This window comes from Pseudoclavibacter soli DSM 23366, assembly GCF_000423505.1.
Classification (GTDB): Bacteria; Actinomycetota; Actinomycetes; order Actinomycetales; family Microbacteriaceae; genus Pseudoclavibacter_A; species Pseudoclavibacter_A soli.
Window position 1 is genome coordinate 276,663 of record NZ_KE384027.1, and the last position, 16,031, is coordinate 292,693.

The 16,031-nt window shown below is 64.6% G+C and carries 14 protein-coding genes; 12 read left to right on the plus strand and 2 right to left on the minus strand.

Annotated elements, in window-relative coordinates; translation table 11 throughout:
• Window positions 1-89: 89 nt before the first annotated feature.
• Genes G557_RS0108830 through G557_RS12715 form a run of 4 tightly spaced genes read left to right on the plus strand, consistent with a single transcriptional unit; the run spans window position 90 to window position 5,040 of the window.
• Window positions 90-1,637, plus strand: a complete 1,548-nt coding sequence (locus G557_RS0108830; RefSeq protein ID WP_211220540.1) for an NAD-dependent succinate-semialdehyde dehydrogenase — start codon at window positions 90-92, stop codon at window positions 1,635-1,637.
• A gap of 54 nt (window positions 1,638-1,691) precedes the next feature.
• Complete coding sequence (locus tag G557_RS0108835) at window positions 1,692-2,831, plus strand: tyramine oxidase subunit B (protein ID WP_028245747.1); 1,140 nt, start codon at window positions 1,692-1,694, stop codon at window positions 2,829-2,831.
• 41 nt (window positions 2,832-2,872) lie between these two features.
• The gene (gene solA / locus G557_RS12710; protein WP_051224940.1) at window positions 2,873-4,063 is read left to right on the plus strand and encodes an N-methyl-L-tryptophan oxidase; all 1,191 of its coding nucleotides are present in this window, start codon (window positions 2,873-2,875) and stop codon (window positions 4,061-4,063) included.
• A gap of 35 nt (window positions 4,064-4,098) precedes the next feature.
• Window positions 4,099-5,040: a 2-hydroxyacid dehydrogenase gene (locus G557_RS12715; RefSeq protein ID WP_051224941.1), complete on the plus strand. Its 942-nt coding sequence runs from the start codon at window positions 4,099-4,101 to the stop codon at window positions 5,038-5,040.
• A gap of 3 nt (window positions 5,041-5,043) precedes the next feature.
• Here G557_RS12715 and G557_RS0108850 read toward each other — a convergent pair whose 3' ends face one another.
• On the minus strand, window positions 5,044-5,808 hold the full coding sequence (locus tag G557_RS0108850; protein WP_036961992.1) for an SDR family NAD(P)-dependent oxidoreductase: 765 nt from the start codon (window positions 5,806-5,808) through the stop codon (window positions 5,044-5,046).
• Window positions 5,809-5,948: 140 nt separating this feature from the next.
• Between G557_RS0108850 and G557_RS12720 the strand changes: the two genes are divergently transcribed.
• The 7 genes from G557_RS12720 to G557_RS0108885 all read left to right on the plus strand — a co-directional run bounded on the left by G557_RS12720 (window position 5,949) and on the right by G557_RS0108885 (window position 13,355).
• The gene (locus G557_RS12720; protein WP_036961999.1) at window positions 5,949-7,325 is read left to right on the plus strand and encodes an aspartate aminotransferase family protein; all 1,377 of its coding nucleotides are present in this window, start codon (window positions 5,949-5,951) and stop codon (window positions 7,323-7,325) included.
• Window positions 7,326-7,534: 209 nt separating this feature from the next.
• Window positions 7,535-8,347 carry an ABC transporter permease gene (locus tag G557_RS12725; RefSeq protein ID WP_169337769.1) on the plus strand — a complete coding sequence of 271 codons (813 nt, stop codon included), beginning with the start codon at window positions 7,535-7,537 and terminating at the stop codon, window positions 8,345-8,347.
• On the plus strand, window positions 8,344-9,153 hold the full coding sequence (locus G557_RS0108865) for an ABC transporter permease (protein WP_028245749.1): 810 nt from the start codon (window positions 8,344-8,346) through the stop codon (window positions 9,151-9,153). Before G557_RS12725 ends, G557_RS0108865 begins: the two co-directional genes overlap by 4 nt.
• Window position 9,154: 1 nt before the next feature.
• A complete protein-coding gene (locus G557_RS0108870; RefSeq protein WP_028245750.1) occupies window positions 9,155-10,303 on the plus strand; it encodes an ABC transporter ATP-binding protein in 1,149 nt (382 codons plus the stop codon).
• A gap of 30 nt (window positions 10,304-10,333) precedes the next feature.
• On the plus strand, window positions 10,334-11,278 hold the full coding sequence (locus G557_RS12730; RefSeq protein ID WP_051224943.1) for an NAD(P)-dependent oxidoreductase: 945 nt from the start codon (window positions 10,334-10,336) through the stop codon (window positions 11,276-11,278).
• Complete coding sequence (locus G557_RS0108880) at window positions 11,275-12,264, plus strand: C-terminal binding protein (protein WP_028245751.1); 990 nt, start codon at window positions 11,275-11,277, stop codon at window positions 12,262-12,264. Before G557_RS12730 ends, G557_RS0108880 begins: the two co-directional genes overlap by 4 nt.
• Window positions 12,264-13,355 carry a phosphotransferase gene (locus G557_RS0108885; RefSeq protein ID WP_028245752.1) on the plus strand — a complete coding sequence of 364 codons (1,092 nt, stop codon included), beginning with the start codon at window positions 12,264-12,266 and terminating at the stop codon, window positions 13,353-13,355. Before G557_RS0108880 ends, G557_RS0108885 begins: the two co-directional genes overlap by 1 nt.
• 72 nt (window positions 13,356-13,427) lie before the next feature.
• Here the strand turns inward: G557_RS0108885 and G557_RS0108890 are convergent, their stop codons facing one another.
• Window positions 13,428-14,837: an amidase gene (locus G557_RS0108890; protein WP_028245753.1), complete on the minus strand. Its 1,410-nt coding sequence runs from the start codon at window positions 14,835-14,837 to the stop codon at window positions 13,428-13,430.
• Between the two features lie 243 nt (window positions 14,838-15,080).
• Between G557_RS0108890 and G557_RS0108895 the strand changes: the two genes are divergently transcribed.
• Window positions 15,081-16,031 (plus strand): ABC transporter permease, encoded by a 951-nt coding sequence (locus G557_RS0108895; protein ID WP_028245754.1) that lies wholly within the window; start codon window positions 15,081-15,083, stop codon window positions 16,029-16,031.

The following is a 16,031-nucleotide window of genomic DNA, read 5'->3' on the forward strand; positions in this document are numbered from 1 at the left end:
TGAGAAAAACCTTAGAGAGGGTGTGAGACGGGCGTGTTTCGCTTGCATTAACGCTGTTTCATCAGTCTGAAACCGCGGTGAAACATGTGATGCGTGCAATTGCACGCCGGGGCATGGTGGATGCCCCGGTCGCCCGATCGCAACAGGGCGCGCACATGGCTCGGTCTGCCTGCGATCGAAACGACGCCGAAATACCGGTGAAACACTGGCTGCCTAGATTCGGTCTCGACGAACCGAACGGAAGTGACGACGTGGCCTATACATCCATCAACCCCTACACCGAGCAGATCGAGCAGGAGTTTGCGAATGCGACCGATGCCGAGGTCGAGCAGGCGCTCGCCTCTGCCCATGCCGCGCAGCTGAGCTGGCGCGAGACGGATCACGCCGAGCGCTCCCGTGTGCTGGCCGCGATCGCCGACCGACTTGAGGCCGACCGCGAGATCTATGCGCCGGTGCTCACGGCAGATATGGGCAAGACCATCGTCGAAGCGCGAGCCGAGGTAGATAACTGTGTGCGCATCCTGCGCTGGTACGCAGATCATGCTGCGGCAGAACTGGCCCCGCAGACGCGACCCTCGGCCAACTACAAGGGCGGTCACTATCAAGTGGTGCCCTCGCCGCTGGGCATCGTCTACATCGTGGAGCCGTGGAACTTTCCGTATTACCAAATTGCGCGAGTGCTGGCGCCGCAGCTGGCCGCCGGCAACACGGTGATTCTGAAGCACGCCTCGAATGTGCCCCGCGCCGCAGCCGCCTGGCAGCAGCTGATGCTTGACGCTGGCGCTCCGGAGGGGCTGTTCACCAACCTGTTCGCCAGCCATGCGCAGAGTGCCCGTATCATTGCCGACGACCGCGTGCGCGGTGTGGCGCTGACCGGCAGCGAGGCCGCTGGCGCCATCATCGCCGGGCAGGCGGCCGCAGCGCTGAAAAAGAGCACAATGGAGCTCGGCGGCGCCGATGCGCTCATCGTGCTCGAAGACGCCGACGTGGAGCTGGCCGCTAAATGGGCGGCGTTCGGGCGTCACCGCAACTCCGGCCAGGTCTGCGTTTCGTCGAAGCGCATGATCGTGGTCGATGCGGTGTATGACCGATTTGCCGCGGCCTACCGCGCCGAGGTGGCCAAGCTGGTCGCCGGCGACCCGTTGAACGAACAGACGACTTTTGCCCCGCTGAGCTCTGCAGGCGCCCGCACCGAGCTGCTCGAACAGGTCGATCGAGCGGTCGCCGCCGGTGCGACCGCAGAAACCGTCGACATCGCGCTGCCTGAGCACGGGTGGTTCATGGCTCCGGTCATTCTCACCGACATCGCCGAAGACAACCCGGCCTACACCGAGGAGTTCTTCGGGCCAGTCACTCAGCTGTATCGGGTGGCTGACGAGCAGGAGGCCGTCGCCGTCGCCAACTCGAGCCCCTACGGACTCGGTGGGTCGGTGTTCACGGCTGACGAGCAGCGCGGCCTGGCCGTCGGTGCTCGCCTCGACACCGGTATGGTCTCGATCAACCGCCCCTCACTCGGCGGTGCCGATGTGCCCTTCGGCGGCACCAAGCGCTCAGGATACGGTCGCGAGCTCACCGAGCTCGGCCTGCTTGAGTTCGTCAACCTTAAAGTCATCGGCTTGGGCGACATCAACGGCTGAGTCGCCCGCCTTCACTAGTTATCTCACCCCACCACTGCACTAGGAGCCCACATCATGACCTCGTCCACCGCAATCGATCTGCTCTACCTCAGCGAGCCCGACATGATCGCTGCGGGGGTGAAAGACATGCCCAAGTGCATCGACACCATGTCAGAGGTGCTGACCCTGCTGGATGACGGCGACTATCGCATGGGCGGCAGCGACCACAACTCGCACGGCATGATGATCACCTTCCCCGATTCATCGCCATTTCCGAACATGCCGGTGAATGCACCTGATCGCAGGTTCATGGCCATGCCGGCCTACATCGGCGGCAGCTTCGACGCTGTCGGGGTCAAATGGTATGGATCGAACACGAAGAATCGCGAGCAGGGGCTGTCTCGTTCGATCCACGTGGTGGTGCTCAACGACAAAGAGACTGGTGCGCCGAAGGCCATCATGGCGGGCAACCTGATCAGCTCCTATCGCACGGGGGCGGTTCCGGGCGTGGGCGCTCGCCATCTCGCTCGCGAGGATGCCCGAGTGCTCGGCATCATTGGCCCCGGTGTGATGAACCGTACGGCGCTCGAGTCATTCTTGAGCGTGCGGCCGGGCATCGACACCGTGCAGATCTATGGCCGTCGTCGAGTGACGGCGGAGGCCTTCGCGGACTACACGCGAGAGCACTTTCCGCAGATCTCGACGATCACCATCGCCGATTCGATCGAGGAGGCGGTGCGCGGAGCCGACATTGTGAGCTCAGCCACTACCGGTGCTCGTGGGTCGCAGAACTATCCGTACATCGCCGAGGAGTGGATCAAACCGGGCGCGCTGCTGAGCATCCCGGCGAATCTGCGTCTCGATCGCGACTTTTTGATCAACCGAGCAACCAAAGTGGTTGACTACATCGGCCTGTACGAATCATGGGCCGCCGAGTACGATGTGCCGGCTCTGCACGAATTCATCGGCATCATCGGCACGGAGTTCATGGATTTGATCAAAGAGGGGCTGATCGCTCGTGATGACGTGACCAACTTGGGAGCGATCATCAAGGGCGAGCATCCGGCACGCACAAGTGATGACGAGATCATCGTGCTGAGCATCGGCGGCATGCCCGTGGAAGATATGGCCTGGGGCACCGAGGTGTACCGCAACGCGGTGCGCGAGGGCATCGGCACTCGCCTGCCGTTCTGGGATCAACCCGAGCTCGCCTGAACCGCCCGTTGCCATCGAGATCAACAACTGAGGAGCAGAAGATGCAACCCCGTGCACAGACCACGGTCGAAGACATCGAGACCGACATCGCCGTCGTCGGTCTGGGCACTATGGGGGCGATGTCGCTCTGGCGTATCGCGCGCCACGGCGGGCGCAGTGTGGTGGGCGTCGAACAATACGGTGCCGCGCACAGCCATGGATCGTTCACCGGTGAGTCTCGGGTGTTCCGCACCGCCTACCACGAGGGCACGCGGTATGTGCCGACGCTGCTGCGTGCCAGAGAGCTGTGGCATGAGCTCGAAGCCGACAGCGGCCGTTCGCTGCTGCTGCAGGTGGGCACGCTGACGGTGGGCTATGCCGAAGACGCCGCGGTGCGCAACGTCATCGACAGCGTGCGTGAATACGACCTGCCGCATGAGCTGCTGGACACCGCACAGCTGCGCGAGCGCTACCCGCAGCACGCCGTGAACGAGGACAATGTGGGTGTGCTCGACGTGTTCGGCGGCGGCATGCGCCCCGAACTCAGCGTACTCAGTGCGCTGGAGCAGGCTGAGCGCTTCGGAGCGCGCGTGCTCACGCATGAGCAGGTGATCGACATCAGCGTCGACGGGGCTGCGCGCGTGACAGTGACCACGAACCGGCGCACCATCCGTGCCCGAGCGGTCGTGGTAGCCCAGGGATCATGGGCCAAGCGTCTGTCGCCTGAGCTTCGCCGCATCATCTCGGTGCAGCCGCTGCCGCTGACCTGGTTCATGCCGCATCACCTCGAGATGTTCACGCCCGACCGCTTTCCGGCCTTCATTCGTGATGAGGGCGGGGTGCACTTCTTCGGCGCCCCGTCGCTCGACGGCTACAGCCTGAAGGTGACCCCCCGCCGATTCCACGACCCGGTCGCCGACGTCGACGATGTGCCCAAGTTCATCACCCCCGACCGGCTCAGCGAGATCGGGCGACTGGCTCAGAGCTTCTTTCCCGACCTCAACCCAGAGCCAGTGCACTCGAGCGTGCACCATGATGCGTTCACCGTCGACAAAGTGCCGGTGGTGGATGTCGACGCCACCGGCAGCGTGCTCACGCTGACGGGCTTCTCTGGGCACGGTTTCAAACTGGCTCCGGCGATCGGCGAGATCGCCGAGCAGTTCGCCTTCGGAGAGGCTATGACGCACATGGCCGACGATTACAGCATCGCCGCACATGTGGCGAGGCTCGAACGCGGAGCCGATTGTCTGTGACGATCGTAGAATGGCGACACTGACAGGGGGCGACGATGGCCGAGACGCAGAGCACACCGATCGTCGCGCTGGTGACCCGACTGCCGTTGCATCACCAGCGTGACGTGCTGCAAGAAGCGCTCGGTGACGGGTATCGCGTGACAATGGGGGCCGGTGACCCCGCCGACCCCGCAGTGGTCGCCATGGTCGCCGAGACCGACCTCACGTTCGGACGGCAGACCGTGCTGGCACCGCCGAGCCTGCGGGTGATCATCACCCCCTCTGTGGGCACCGACCATGTCGACGTGGCCACTGCACGAGCCCGCGGCGTGAAGGTGGTGAACACCCCGGCCCACAACCGACGCGAGACGGCAGACCACACCCTGGCGCTCATCCTGAGTGTCATCCGCGACCTACGCCATGCCGGTGCGGCGGCCCGGTCGGGGGAGTGGAACGTGCTCGAGACCAGGCCGCGGCTGATTCGCGGCCGCCGGCTCGGTTTGATCGGGTTCGGCGACGTGGCCCAACTGGTCGCGATGGACGCCCTCGCCCTCGGCATGGAGGTGCTGGTGCACGAGATGAAGGGGCTGACCCCCGAAACCCTGGCCGCCGGCGCGCGTCAGGCCGCAGACCTCACCTCACTGTTGTCGTGGGCCGACATCGTCTCGCTGCACGTGCCGCTGACCCCAGCCACTCGCGGCCTGATCGGTGCGCAGCAGCTGCACATGATGCGTCGTGGCAGCGCGATCGTGAACACCGCCCGTGGGGCGATCATCGATCAGAAGGCGCTCGCCCGAGCCATGGAAGAAGAGCATATTCTGCACGCCGCGCTTGACGTGCTCGACCAGGAGCCTCCTGACCCCGACGATCCGCTGCTGACGATGGATCGTGTGCTGCTGACCCCGCACATGGGCTGGTACTCCGATCGCTCGGCCACCGAGCTCTACCGCAACGTGGGCACCCGGCTGCGCGAGCTGCTCGAACAGCCGGCTGACTGAGCCTCAGGGCGCATATGGGTTCTCGGTGAGCGTCATGCCGCCGTCGACGCGCAGCGCCACACCCGTGACGAACCCCGCTGCCGGGCTGGCCAGATACGAGATCGCCGCCGCGATGTCTTCAGGGCGCCCGATCTGACCACCCGGCACCAGGGCATCCATCTGTCGCAGTCGTTCGGGGCCATAGCTGGCATGCATGTTCTCGGTCAGAATGAGCCCCGGCTGCACTGCGTTGACGGTGATGCCGTCTGCCGCCAACTCAACGGCGGCACCGCGCACGAGCCCTTCCAAGCCGGCCTTGGTGGCGCCGTAGTGCGACATGCCCGGCAGGCCTGTGGTCGGCCCGGTGATTGATGAGATGACCACGATGCGCGGGCAGGCCGATTCGCGCAGCGCTGGGATGGCCGCCTGTATTGCGTGGAAGGCCGCGGTGAGGTTGACCGCGATGACGGCATCCCAAGTGGAGTCGTCGAGCTGTTCGACGCGACCGCGGTCGAACGCCGCCGAGCCGAAGACGAGCAGGTCGAGGCCGCCGAGCTGCTGCACGGTTGAAGAGACCGCCTGAGCGGCGTCGCTGGCCGAGCTGAGATCGACGGGAAGGAAGGTTGCCTCTGCGGCGCGACCCTCGGCTGCGGGCGAACGCGACAGATAGCAGACCTCAGCACCGGCAGACAGCAGTCGCTCGGTGACGGCGAGGCCGATGCCGCGGTTGCCACCGAATACGCAGGCACGGGTGCCCGGGAGCACCTCAGTGGGGGAATGGGTCGTCATGGCTCAAAAACTACGAGTGCTGTGTGACGGCAGTGTTTCAAGTTCGTTGCAGTGCTGCGACATCGCCCGCACGTGTTGTGGCACTGGAGTGGAATACAGGTACCACCCGTTCGCGGACACATCTCCCAAGGAGCGCACGCATGTCCTCATCCATCTCCCTCACCTCATCTTCTGGCGCCATGGTCAACGGTTTCGACCCTGCTCATGCCGCACAGTTGAGCGAGTCAGAGCGACAGCTCGTGCACCGACGCGACCGCGTGCTGGGGCCGGCGTATCGCCTGTTTTATGAGCACCCGGTCACCGTCGATCATGCGTCTGGGGTGCATCTCTACGACGCCGAGGGCAACGAGTATCTCGACGTGTACAACAACGTGCCGTGCGTGGGTCATGCGCATCCGCATGTGGTCGAGGCGGTGCACACCCAGATGCAGCGAGTGAACACGAACACCAGATACCTGCAAGATGGCGTAGTCGACTATGCCGAGCGGCTTCTGGCCACCTTCCCCGAGCAGCTCGACAACGTCATGTTCACCTGCACCGGCTCTGAGGCCAATGACCTGGCCATGCGGGTTGCGCGCTGGGTCACCGGGGGCACCGGCGTGATCGTCACGGCGAACGCCTACCACGGCGTGACTGAGGCGGTGGCGGCGTTCTCCCCCTCGCTCGGCGCGAATGTGCCGTTGGGTGAGCATGTGCGGGTGATCCCGGCGCCTGATCCGCTGCGCTTGGGGGTGACCGGCGCCGAGTTCACTCGCGTGATGCGCGAGCACGTGCAGGCAGCGGTCGACGATCTGCGCCGTCATGGGGTGCAGGTGTGTGCGCTGATCGCCGATTGCGCATTCTCCTCAGACGGTATCCATCCAGACCCGACCGGCTGGCTGGCCGATGCCGCCGAGGTGGTTCGAGCCGCCGGCGGCCTGTACATCGCTGACGAAGTGCAGCCCGGGTTTGGGCGCCTCGGCGACGGCTGGTGGGGGTTCGCACGCCATGGCGTGGTGCCCGACATCGTGACGATGGGCAAGCCGATGGGCAACGGCATTCCGATCGCCGCCGCGGTTTTCCGACCCGAACTGCTTGAGAGCTTCGGCGCCAGCATCCGCTACTTCAACACTTTCGGCGGCAACTCGGTGTCGATCGCCGCCGCTCAGGCCGTCTTCGACGTGATTGAGAGCGAACGCCTGATCGACAATGCCAAGGCCGTCGGCGACCAGATCGTTGCGGGCATTCGCTCGATCACAGCGCAGGATGCGGCGGTCGCCGAGGTGCGCGGGGCCGGGTTGTTCATTGGGGTTGATCTGGTCAGCGACCGCGACACACTGGCTCCGGATACGGCGCTGGCCACCGAGATCGTCAACCGCCTGCGTGAGCGGCGGGTGCTCATCTCTGCCTCTGGAGTGCAGGGCAACATTTTGAAGATTCGGCCGCCGATGGCCTTCCGGTCGGGTGATGCCGACCGACTGCTGAGCGAGCTCGATGCGGTGTGCACCGAGCTGCGCGGCGAAGGTGCGCTGCGCTGACTGCCGTTCGAGCATCCTGCCGTCGGACACATGGATTTAACACAGCGAATGCCAAGCCGAAACGTGTCGATGAAAAGGTGTTGGAAACCACAGCATCCGTCACGGTCAGCGCTTCGCGCCACGTGATGTCGTCGCCCACTGAAAGGCACACCGCTTTGACTCATTCACCCACTGTCGCGCGGCCGAGTTCGCGGCGCGCACCCTTCCGAATGCCCGGATGGACCCTAGTGCTGCCGGCGGTCATCTTTTTGGCGGTGTTCTTCATCGTGCCGCTGGCGCTGATGTTCGCGAACTCGATGCAAGACGGCGTGGCCACATATGCCGAGGTATTCACCTCGTCATCGCACATGAAGGTCTTTGGCAACACGATCAAGACCGCGCTGGCGACCACGATCATCTGTCTGGCGCTCGCGTACCCATATGCCTATGTGATTCAGCGAGTGGGGCCGCGCACTCGGCTGCTGCTGGTGGCGCTGGTGCTGATGCCGTTCTGGGTCAGCGTGCTGACCCGCTCGTTCGCGTGGGTGGGGCTGCTGCAAGACACAGGTGTGATCAACCAGGCGCTGATCGACTGGGGAGTGATTGATGAGCCGCTGCCCCTGATCCGCACCGAACTCGGGGTGCTGATCGGCATGGTGCACGTGCTGCTGCCGTTCACTGTGATTCCGCTGATGAATGCCATGAGCAACATTGACCGTTCGCAGCTGCGTGCCGCGGTCAGCTTGGGGGCGAGCCCCTGGCAGCGGTTCCGTCGGGTCTTTCTGCCGCTGTCGGTGCCGGGGCTGGTCGCCGGAGGCATTCTGGTGTTCGTGATGAGCCTCGGCTTTTACATCACCCCGGCGATGCTCGGCTCGCCCGACAACATGATGGTCGGTGAGCTGCTGATTCAAGAAGTGCAGAAGATCGGCACGGTGCGCGCCAGCGCCATCGGCATGATCCTGCTCGGCGGCACGCTGGTGTCGCTGGCTCTGGTCGGTGCGGCACAGCGCATCACCGCACGACTCAAGGAAGGCGCTAAATGAGCACCACGACGAGATCTCCCCGCCGCCGCGTGCAGGTGCGCTGGGTGCTGCTGGGCATCGCAGCAGGCCTGATCGGGCTGTACCTGATTCTGCCCACGCTGTTCATTATTCCGATGTCGCTGACCGAGAGTCCGACGCTCGGGCAGTTTCGCGGCGGCTGGACCCTGCACTGGTATCAGCAGCTGATCGAAGACCCGGTGTGGGGGCGCACGGCGCTGGTCAGCCTGCAGGTCGGGCTCATCGCCACCGTGTTCGCCACCGTGCTCGGCACCGCCGCAGCGATGGGCATCACGAAGGCCTCGAAGCGGGTGCGCGGGCTGATCCAAGGGCTCACCATGGCGCCGATGATCATTCCTGCGGTGATCGTGGGTATCGGGTTGTACGTGCTGTTTCTGAAGATCGGTCTCTACGGCACACTGCTCGGGTTCGCCATCGGGCACACCGTCATCTGCATCCCCTTCGTCATGGTGGCCGTCGGTGCGAGCATCGCGCAGTTTGATCCGAATCAGGTGCGCGCGGCCTCCATTCTCGGTGCTGGCCCGGTGACCACGTTCTTTCGTGTGACGCTGCCGCAGATCATGCCCGGCGTGATCGCCGGAGCGCTGTTCGCCTTCGTCACCTCATGGGACGAAGTGGTGGTGTCGACGTTCTTGGTCTCGCCGAGACTCAAAACGCTGCCGGTCGAGATGTGGACGCAGTCGCGCACCACGCTCACTCCGACGCTCGCTGCGCTGAGCACAGTGCTCATGATCATCTCGACACTGGCCCTCGTCGGGCTGACCCGTCTGCAGAAAGGCTCCAAGTAACATGTCAACGACCAACACCCTCACCGCCCCGGCCGCACAGTTCGCTGCACAGGAATACGACGGCCCTGCTCTCGTGCTGGACGGAGTGGGCAAACGCTTCGGCGACGCATACGCCGTGCGCGACGTCAGTTTCGAGCTGGAGCAGGGCACCTTTCTGACTATGCTCGGCCCCTCGGGCTCGGGCAAGTCAACCACGCTGAACATGATCGCCGGGTTTCTCGAACCCACGACCGGCAGCATCCTACTGCGCGGGCGAGACATCACCACGTTGCTGCCCAACAAACGCGACATCGGCATGGTGTTTCAGAACTACTCGCTGTTTCCGCATATGAGCGTGCTGCGCAACGTGGCCTTTCCCCTTGAGGTGCGTGGGGTCAAGCGGCGCGAGGCAGCGGCCAAGGCTGCAGCTGCGCTCGAGCTCGTCGAACTGGGCCATCGTGCGAAGGCGCTGCCGAAAGAGCTTTCGGGCGGGCAACAACAGCGTGTTGCGCTGGCTCGCGCGATCGTGTTCGAACCCGATCTGCTGCTGATGGACGAACCGCTGGGCGCCCTCGACAAGCGACTGCGAGAGAATATGCAGATCAGCATCAAGAACATTGCCGAGCAGCTGAACTCCACCGTGGTGTTTGTCACGCACGACCAAGAAGAGGCGTTGGTGATGAGCGACCAGATCGCCATCTACAACAACGGCGGCATTGAGCAGTACGGAACGTCGCAGGATCTCTATGAGAATCCGGCGTCGGTGTTTGTAGCCGACTTCATCGGTGAGTCGAACATTCTGCGCGGCACCATGCGTCAGGGTGCGCTCGAGGTCGAAGGGCAGGCCTTCCCGATTCCCAGCCGCAGCGTGGGGCGATTCGCCGAGTCAGAGCGTGCCGCAATCGTGGTGCGCCCTGAGCAGGTGACGCTGCGCAGTCGCCACTCGCGCCCAGACACTGCGCTGGTCAAAGGCCCTGAGGTACAGGGCACTGTGCGTGAGGTCATTTATCTCGGCACCGCATATCGCTTCTATGTGGCCTGCGACCTGGGCTTTGAAATTGAAGTTCGTGTGCGTCGCCACCTGCCTGAAGGTCAGACCCGAAAAGGGGAGCGGGTGAGCGTGTCGTGGTCGCCTGACGACATGTCACTGGTGCCCTCCGATCAGAACTGAGCGAACCACATCCCCCCGAGTGAGTGAGTGATGACTGCAGAGACCCCCGAAACCGCACTGCTGCTGCGTGTTGATCAGACCGATGAAGAAGTGGAGCACATTCGAGCGCTGGTCGAGCGCCGTGGCCTGCGTCTGGTGGTGCTGCCACCGGGGGCCGTAGAGCTCGGTGAACGCTGTGACCTGCTGCTGGCCGCCCCGGCCTCACCAGTCGACGAGCAGCTGCTCGACCGCTTGCGCGGAACGCGCTGGATCGCCACGCCGTCAGTCGGCGTCGACCACATTGATGTGGGGCGGGCACACGCCCTCGGCATGCAGGTGCGCAGCGCCCCCGGCTACAACGCCGTCGAAGTGGCCGAATACGCTCTGACCGGCGTGCAGGTGCTGCTCAAAGATCTCTTGCGAGGGTCGAGCATGGTGCGTGAACAGCGGTGGTGGTGCCGTTCACTCGAACCGATTGCGCTGTCGGATGCCGTGGTCGGGTTGGTCGGGTTCGGCACCATTGCGCGGCACCTCGCCACGAGACTGCATGAGCTCGGTGTGCGCACGTTGGTGTGGAACCGCTCGTCGATCGCACGGCATCCGGAGTCGGCCTATGTTGAGGTGTACGAATCGATGAGTGATCTGGTCTCGGCCAGTGACGTTGTGTCGCTGCATGTGCCGCTGACGGCGAGCACAGCTGGCTTGGTCGGGCCCCGTTTTCTCTCGTGGATGCGACCCGGGGCAGGGCTCGTGAATACCGCTCGAGGCGGCCTGCTCGACGCTGTCCAGGTGAGCCGTGCGCTTGCCGACGGCCGTCTGCGTGGTGCGGTGCTCGATGTGCTCGAACACGAACCACCAGACTGGCGGGCCGACCCCTTGCTTTCGGCCCCAAACACCATGATCACGCCGCATCAGGCGTGGCTCACCCCGGGCAGCAGATATCGAGGCTGGGATGTCTCGATCGCTGCGGCCCTCGACCCGCAGGAGCTCAGTTGAACACCACACCCGAGATCGTCTATTACAACATCGCCGATGACCTGGCCTATGAGCAGCAGCTGCTTGAGCAGTGGGGAGCCGCCGATCGGGTGCGTCTGCGTCAAGCCGCTGGGCCTGACACCGCAGACTCGTTCGTGGCCGCGGCGAGCGGTGCGGCTGGCGCGGTGGTGGAGTACATCGAGGTCAGCCGCGATGTGCTCGACCGACTGCCTGATCTGCGCATTGCCTCGGTGCAGGCAATCGGCACGAACAACTTTGATCTGGCCGCGGCCACCGACCACGGCGTCTGCGTGACCAATGCGCCGGGGTTCTGCGTCGAAGAAGTCGCGGCCCATGCCTTGGGGCTGATTCTCGACATCTCACGCGGCATCACCCGCCTCGATCGCTCGGTGCGGCAGGGTGAATGGAATCCCTTTGCTGCCCCCATGCCTCACCGCCTGGCCGGACGCACCGTGGGGCTGGTGTTCTTTGGTGGCATTCCACAGCGCATGATGCCGGGGTTGCGCGCGTTGGGATTGAACGTGCTGGTCTACGCACCCACGAAGAGCGACGAGTTCGTCGCCTCGACGGGAGCCCGTCGCGTGGCCGACCTCGACGAACTGCTCACCACCAGCGACATCGTCTCGCTGCACTGCCCGCTGCTGCCCGAGACACGTCATCTGATCGGCCGACGCGAGCTCGAACTCATGGGGCCAGACGCCCTGCTGATCAATACCGCACGCGGGGCCGTGGTCGATGAGGCTGCCTTGGTCACCGCATTGCGCGAGGGCGTGATCGCCGGCGCCGCCGTCGACGTGAGCGAGTCAGAGCCGGGTGGTCGCACCGAGCTGGCCCAGCTGGAGCAGACAGTCATCACCCCGCATTCGGCGTTTCTGTCTGAGGAATCGTTCTTAGAGGCTCGCGAACGGGTGCTGCGCAGCCAGGTCGAGCGACTGGCCGACGGCGTGCGGCCGTCGAGCCTGGTCAACGACGAGGTGCAGTTCTGATGGCTGAGACTGCGACTGCAGATCTCGATGCGCTGCTCGAAGAGTCTGGCTTCTCTGATGAGCGCATCGTGCATCTGCCAGATGCCAGCGTGGCCGAGCTGCTGCGCGAACACTATGGGCTCGACGTGGAGCTGCGCCGACTGCCCACCGAGAAAGACGACACGTTTCGGGCGGTGACCGATGACGGTGCCTGGACGGTGAAGATCTCTTCCCCGGCCGAGCCGGTCGAGCTGATCGGGCTGCAGACCGAGGCGATGATCTGGGCCGGCGACCACATGTCGAGCCACGGCCCGGCCGTGCCGCGTGTGCTGCGCAGTCGAACGGGTGCGGCGAGCGTGCCGCTGTCTGCTGACGACGCTGGTGGCCTTGGGGCGCGGCGGGTGCTGCGAGTGCTTGAGTACCTACCCGGTGTGCCATTGGGGATGCGCGAGGGCTATCGGCCCACGGCCAGCGAACTCGCCGGCTTCGGTGGCGCGTGTGCCCATCTCTCCTTGGCGATGCGGGGCTTCTCACAGAGCTCCGACGCGCGACGACTTGCCTGGGACCTTGCCGAACTGCCCACGCTGGCACCCCTTGCCGAGCATTTGAGCGGGCGTGAGCTCGAACTGGCCGAGCGCTCGCTGTCGGAGTACGAGAAGTATGCGGCAGCTGTCGTGCCCACGCTCGACCATCAGGTGGGACACAACGACTTCAACCCGTTCAACGTGCTGCTCGGTGACGACGGCCACGTGGCCGGCGTGATCGACTTCGGCGATGTGGTGCGCACGGCCACCGTGCTCGACGCTGCCGTGGGCGCGGGCAGCATGATCGATCTCGATGAGCGTGGCTGGTGGCTGGTGACGCAGTTCATGGCAGGTTATCTGCAGGTGCGTGATCTCGACTGGCGCGAGCTCGAAGTGCTCGCCGTCGCCGCACCTGCCCGGCAGGCGCAGCGTCTGCTGCTGCGCGGTCTCGCCGCCGCGCAGTCGGCCGAACGGGCGGCCTACCTCGCCTCACACGCCACCGACCTCGCCGACCCACTGGCTGGCGTGCTCAATATCGAGGTGGCCGAGCGCGTCGCCTCGCTGCGCGAGCTGCGCCGACCCAGCTGACCCGCGCATCCAGACGAAAGAGCCGGTGCCCCCGCAGGACGGGCACCGGCTCTTTCGGGTCTTTGAAGTAGGTCAGGCCACGGGCACCTCGCCGAACACGTTCTCGAGCGCCGCGCCTGCGGTGAACAGGTCGTTCTCGGCAAACCGTCGAGAGATCAGCTGCACGCCGAGCGGCACGCCGGCGCCGACGACATCGGTGGGCACCACGAGCCCGGGGAAGCCCACCGCCGGCGTGGTGCACATCGGCCAGGCCGCGAGCACCATCTCGCGTTTGCGGTCGAGCGAGGCATGCTGGTCTTCGTCTTGCAGATATGGCAGTTCGGCTGAGGCCGGTGTGAGAATCAGTGGGTAGCGCTCCTGCAGCGCCTGCAGGCCGCGGATCACGGTGCCGCGACGTGCGAGCGCCTGGGTGTAGTCGCCGAGGGTCATGGTGTAGCCGCTGCCGAAGAACTGCTCGACCACGGCACGGTGCCCTTCGAGACCGTTGCGCAGAATCTCGCCGCCCTCGTCGAGGTGCGATGAGCCTGACTGTATGAACTCCTGCAGCGCCAGCAGCTCCTCGAGCTCGAACATCTGCTGAAACAGGTCGGTTTCGATCTCTTCGACAACGTAGCCAGCCGCCGTCAGCGCGGTGATCGAGGCGTCGAGCGCCTGCGAGACAGCCGCATTGAGCGGGGCGATCTCGGTGCCGCGGTAGACCGCGACGCGCTTGGCGCCCGCGGGCATGTCAATCGCGGGCACGGTGACCGCATCGCGGGCCGAGTAACCGCGCATGACCTCGAAGGCCAGGCGCACGTCGTCGACGCTGCGTGCCAGCGGGCCCTGCGTGGCGAACAGCTGGTTGGCCAGAGGTTTGTCTTCGGGGGAGGGATCGTTGCCGGGCACAGCGCCGATGGTCGGGCGCAGTCCGACCACGCCGTTGGCGTAGGCCGGGTAGCGAATCGAGCCGGCGATGTCATTGCCCTGCGCGATGGTGACGAACCCGGACGCCACGGCCGCGCCGGCACCGCCGCTTGAGCCGCCGGGGGTGAGGTCGTGATTGCGGGGGTTCAGCGTGGTGCCGAACAGCTCGTTGGTCGAGAACCACTGCCAGCACCACGGTGGCAGGTTGGTGCGGCCGATCACATTCGCGCCGCCGCGCCGCAGGTGCGAGACCACCGGGTCGTCGGCAGTCGAGAGCTCATCGGCGTGGGCTGGGATGCCGTTGGTCGCCGGGTGGCCCACCGAATGAGTGTTGTCTTTGATGGCCACCGGCACACCGCCGAGTGGGCCGAGCGAGAAGCCGGCAGCGAGGTAGTCGTCGGTGGCCTTCGCCGCAGCGGTGGCCTCGTCACGGTAGACGTCGACCATCGCGTTAATGGTCGGGTTCACCGCATCAATGCGTTCGAACGACGCAGTCAGCGCCTCCTGCGCCGAGACTTCTCGTGCGGCGATGGCCGCAGCCAGTCGGGTGGCCGACCAAGCCCACAGTTCGTCACTCATGACACTCCTTCTGATGCATGCGCACGGTCGTGTATCGACCGATCTGATCGGAGGCTATGAGGCAAGTGTTTCGCGTATGTTGCCAACTCATGACTGTCAGGTCACCGGCGGTACAAGTGAGCATTCTGCCCCTAAAAGAACACGGAGCAGAGCGTTCGATGCTGGTAAAGCCAGCGAAATCAGTGTGAAACAAATCGGCTGAATACTGGCTGCATCTTCTCCCGGAAAGGTCAGAGGTTTTCAATGACCAAATACATTCTCAAGCGACTGCTCTCGGCAATCCCCGTGCTGATCATCGTCGCCCTGATCGTGTTCTTCATGACGCGTCTGAGCGGTGGCGATCCTGCTCGCGTGCTGCTCGGCGGAGACGCCACCGACGAGCAGATCGCCGCGGTGCACACCGAAATGGGGCTCGACAAGCCCCTGCTCGAGCAGCTGATGATCTGGATCGGTCATCTGTTGCAGGGCAATCTCGGTTACTCATACGTGATGCAGCAGAGCGTGACAGAAGCTATTGGCAGCCACTTCGGCCCGACCATCGCCATCGCACTGTTTGGCCAGATTCTGGCCCTGTTGGTGGCGATCCCGCTCGGCGTGCAGGCCGCACGGCGCAAGGGCGGCTGGATCGACCAGGGCATTATGGGCTTCGCCACGCTGACCACAGCCTTCCCGAGCTTCTTGGTCGGCCTGCTGCTCATCGCACTGTTCGCGGTCACGCTGCGAGCGCTGCCCGCTGGCGGCTGGGTGGAGTTCTCTCAAGATCCTGCCGGGTTCTTCAGCCACTTGATTCTGCCGGCCATCGCGGTGACCTCGCTGCAAATTGCGGTCGTCACCCGAATGACCCGGTCATCCATGGTCGATGTGCTCACGGGCGATTTCATTCGCACTGCGCGAGCCAAGGGCCTGAGCGACCGCAAGATCGTCTGGAAGCACGGGCTCAAGAACGCCTCGATTCCGGTGCTCACTGTGGTCGGCCAGTCGTTCGGTGCGCTGATCGCCGGCACAGTCGTGGTCGAGACAGTGTTCAACATCCCGGGCATCGGCCAGCTGGTGGCCAATTCGATTCTGCGTCGCGACTACACCGTGGTGCAGGGCGTGCTCATGCTCACCGCCCTTGCCTTCATCATCATCAACTTGATCGTCGACATTCTCTATGCCGTTATCGATCCCCGCATCCGAGAGAGGTCGTTCTGA

Bases quoted from the DNA above. Each gene is read 5' to 3' on its own strand.
- G557_RS0108835 (WP_028245747.1), top strand. From the start codon at position 1,692: ATGACCTCGTCCACCGCAATCGATCTGCTCTACCTCAGCGAGCCCGAC.
- solA (WP_051224940.1), top strand. From the start codon at position 2,873: ATGCAACCCCGTGCACAGACCACGGTCGAAGACATCGAGACCGACATC.
- G557_RS12720 (WP_036961999.1), top strand. From the start codon at position 5,949: ATGTCCTCATCCATCTCCCTCACCTCATCTTCTGGCGCCATGGTCAAC.
- G557_RS0108890 (WP_028245753.1), bottom strand. From the start codon at position 14,837: ATGAGTGACGAACTGTGGGCTTGGTCGGCCACCCGACTGGCTGCGGCC.
- G557_RS0108830 (WP_211220540.1), top strand. From the start codon at position 90: ATGCGTGCAATTGCACGCCGGGGCATGGTGGATGCCCCGGTCGCCCGA.
- G557_RS0108870 (WP_028245750.1), top strand. From the start codon at position 9,155: ATGTCAACGACCAACACCCTCACCGCCCCGGCCGCACAGTTCGCTGCA.
- G557_RS0108865 (WP_028245749.1), top strand. From the start codon at position 8,344: ATGAGCACCACGACGAGATCTCCCCGCCGCCGCGTGCAGGTGCGCTGG.
- G557_RS12725 (WP_169337769.1), top strand. From the start codon at position 7,535: ATGCCCGGATGGACCCTAGTGCTGCCGGCGGTCATCTTTTTGGCGGTG.
- G557_RS0108850 (WP_036961992.1), bottom strand. From the start codon at position 5,808: ATGACGACCCATTCCCCCACTGAGGTGCTCCCGGGCACCCGTGCCTGC.
- G557_RS12730 (WP_051224943.1), top strand. From the start codon at position 10,334: ATGACTGCAGAGACCCCCGAAACCGCACTGCTGCTGCGTGTTGATCAG.
- G557_RS12715 (WP_051224941.1), top strand. From the start codon at position 4,099: ATGGCCGAGACGCAGAGCACACCGATCGTCGCGCTGGTGACCCGACTG.
- G557_RS0108895 (WP_028245754.1), top strand. From the start codon at position 15,081: ATGACCAAATACATTCTCAAGCGACTGCTCTCGGCAATCCCCGTGCTG.
- G557_RS0108885 (WP_028245752.1), top strand. From the start codon at position 12,264: ATGGCTGAGACTGCGACTGCAGATCTCGATGCGCTGCTCGAAGAGTCT.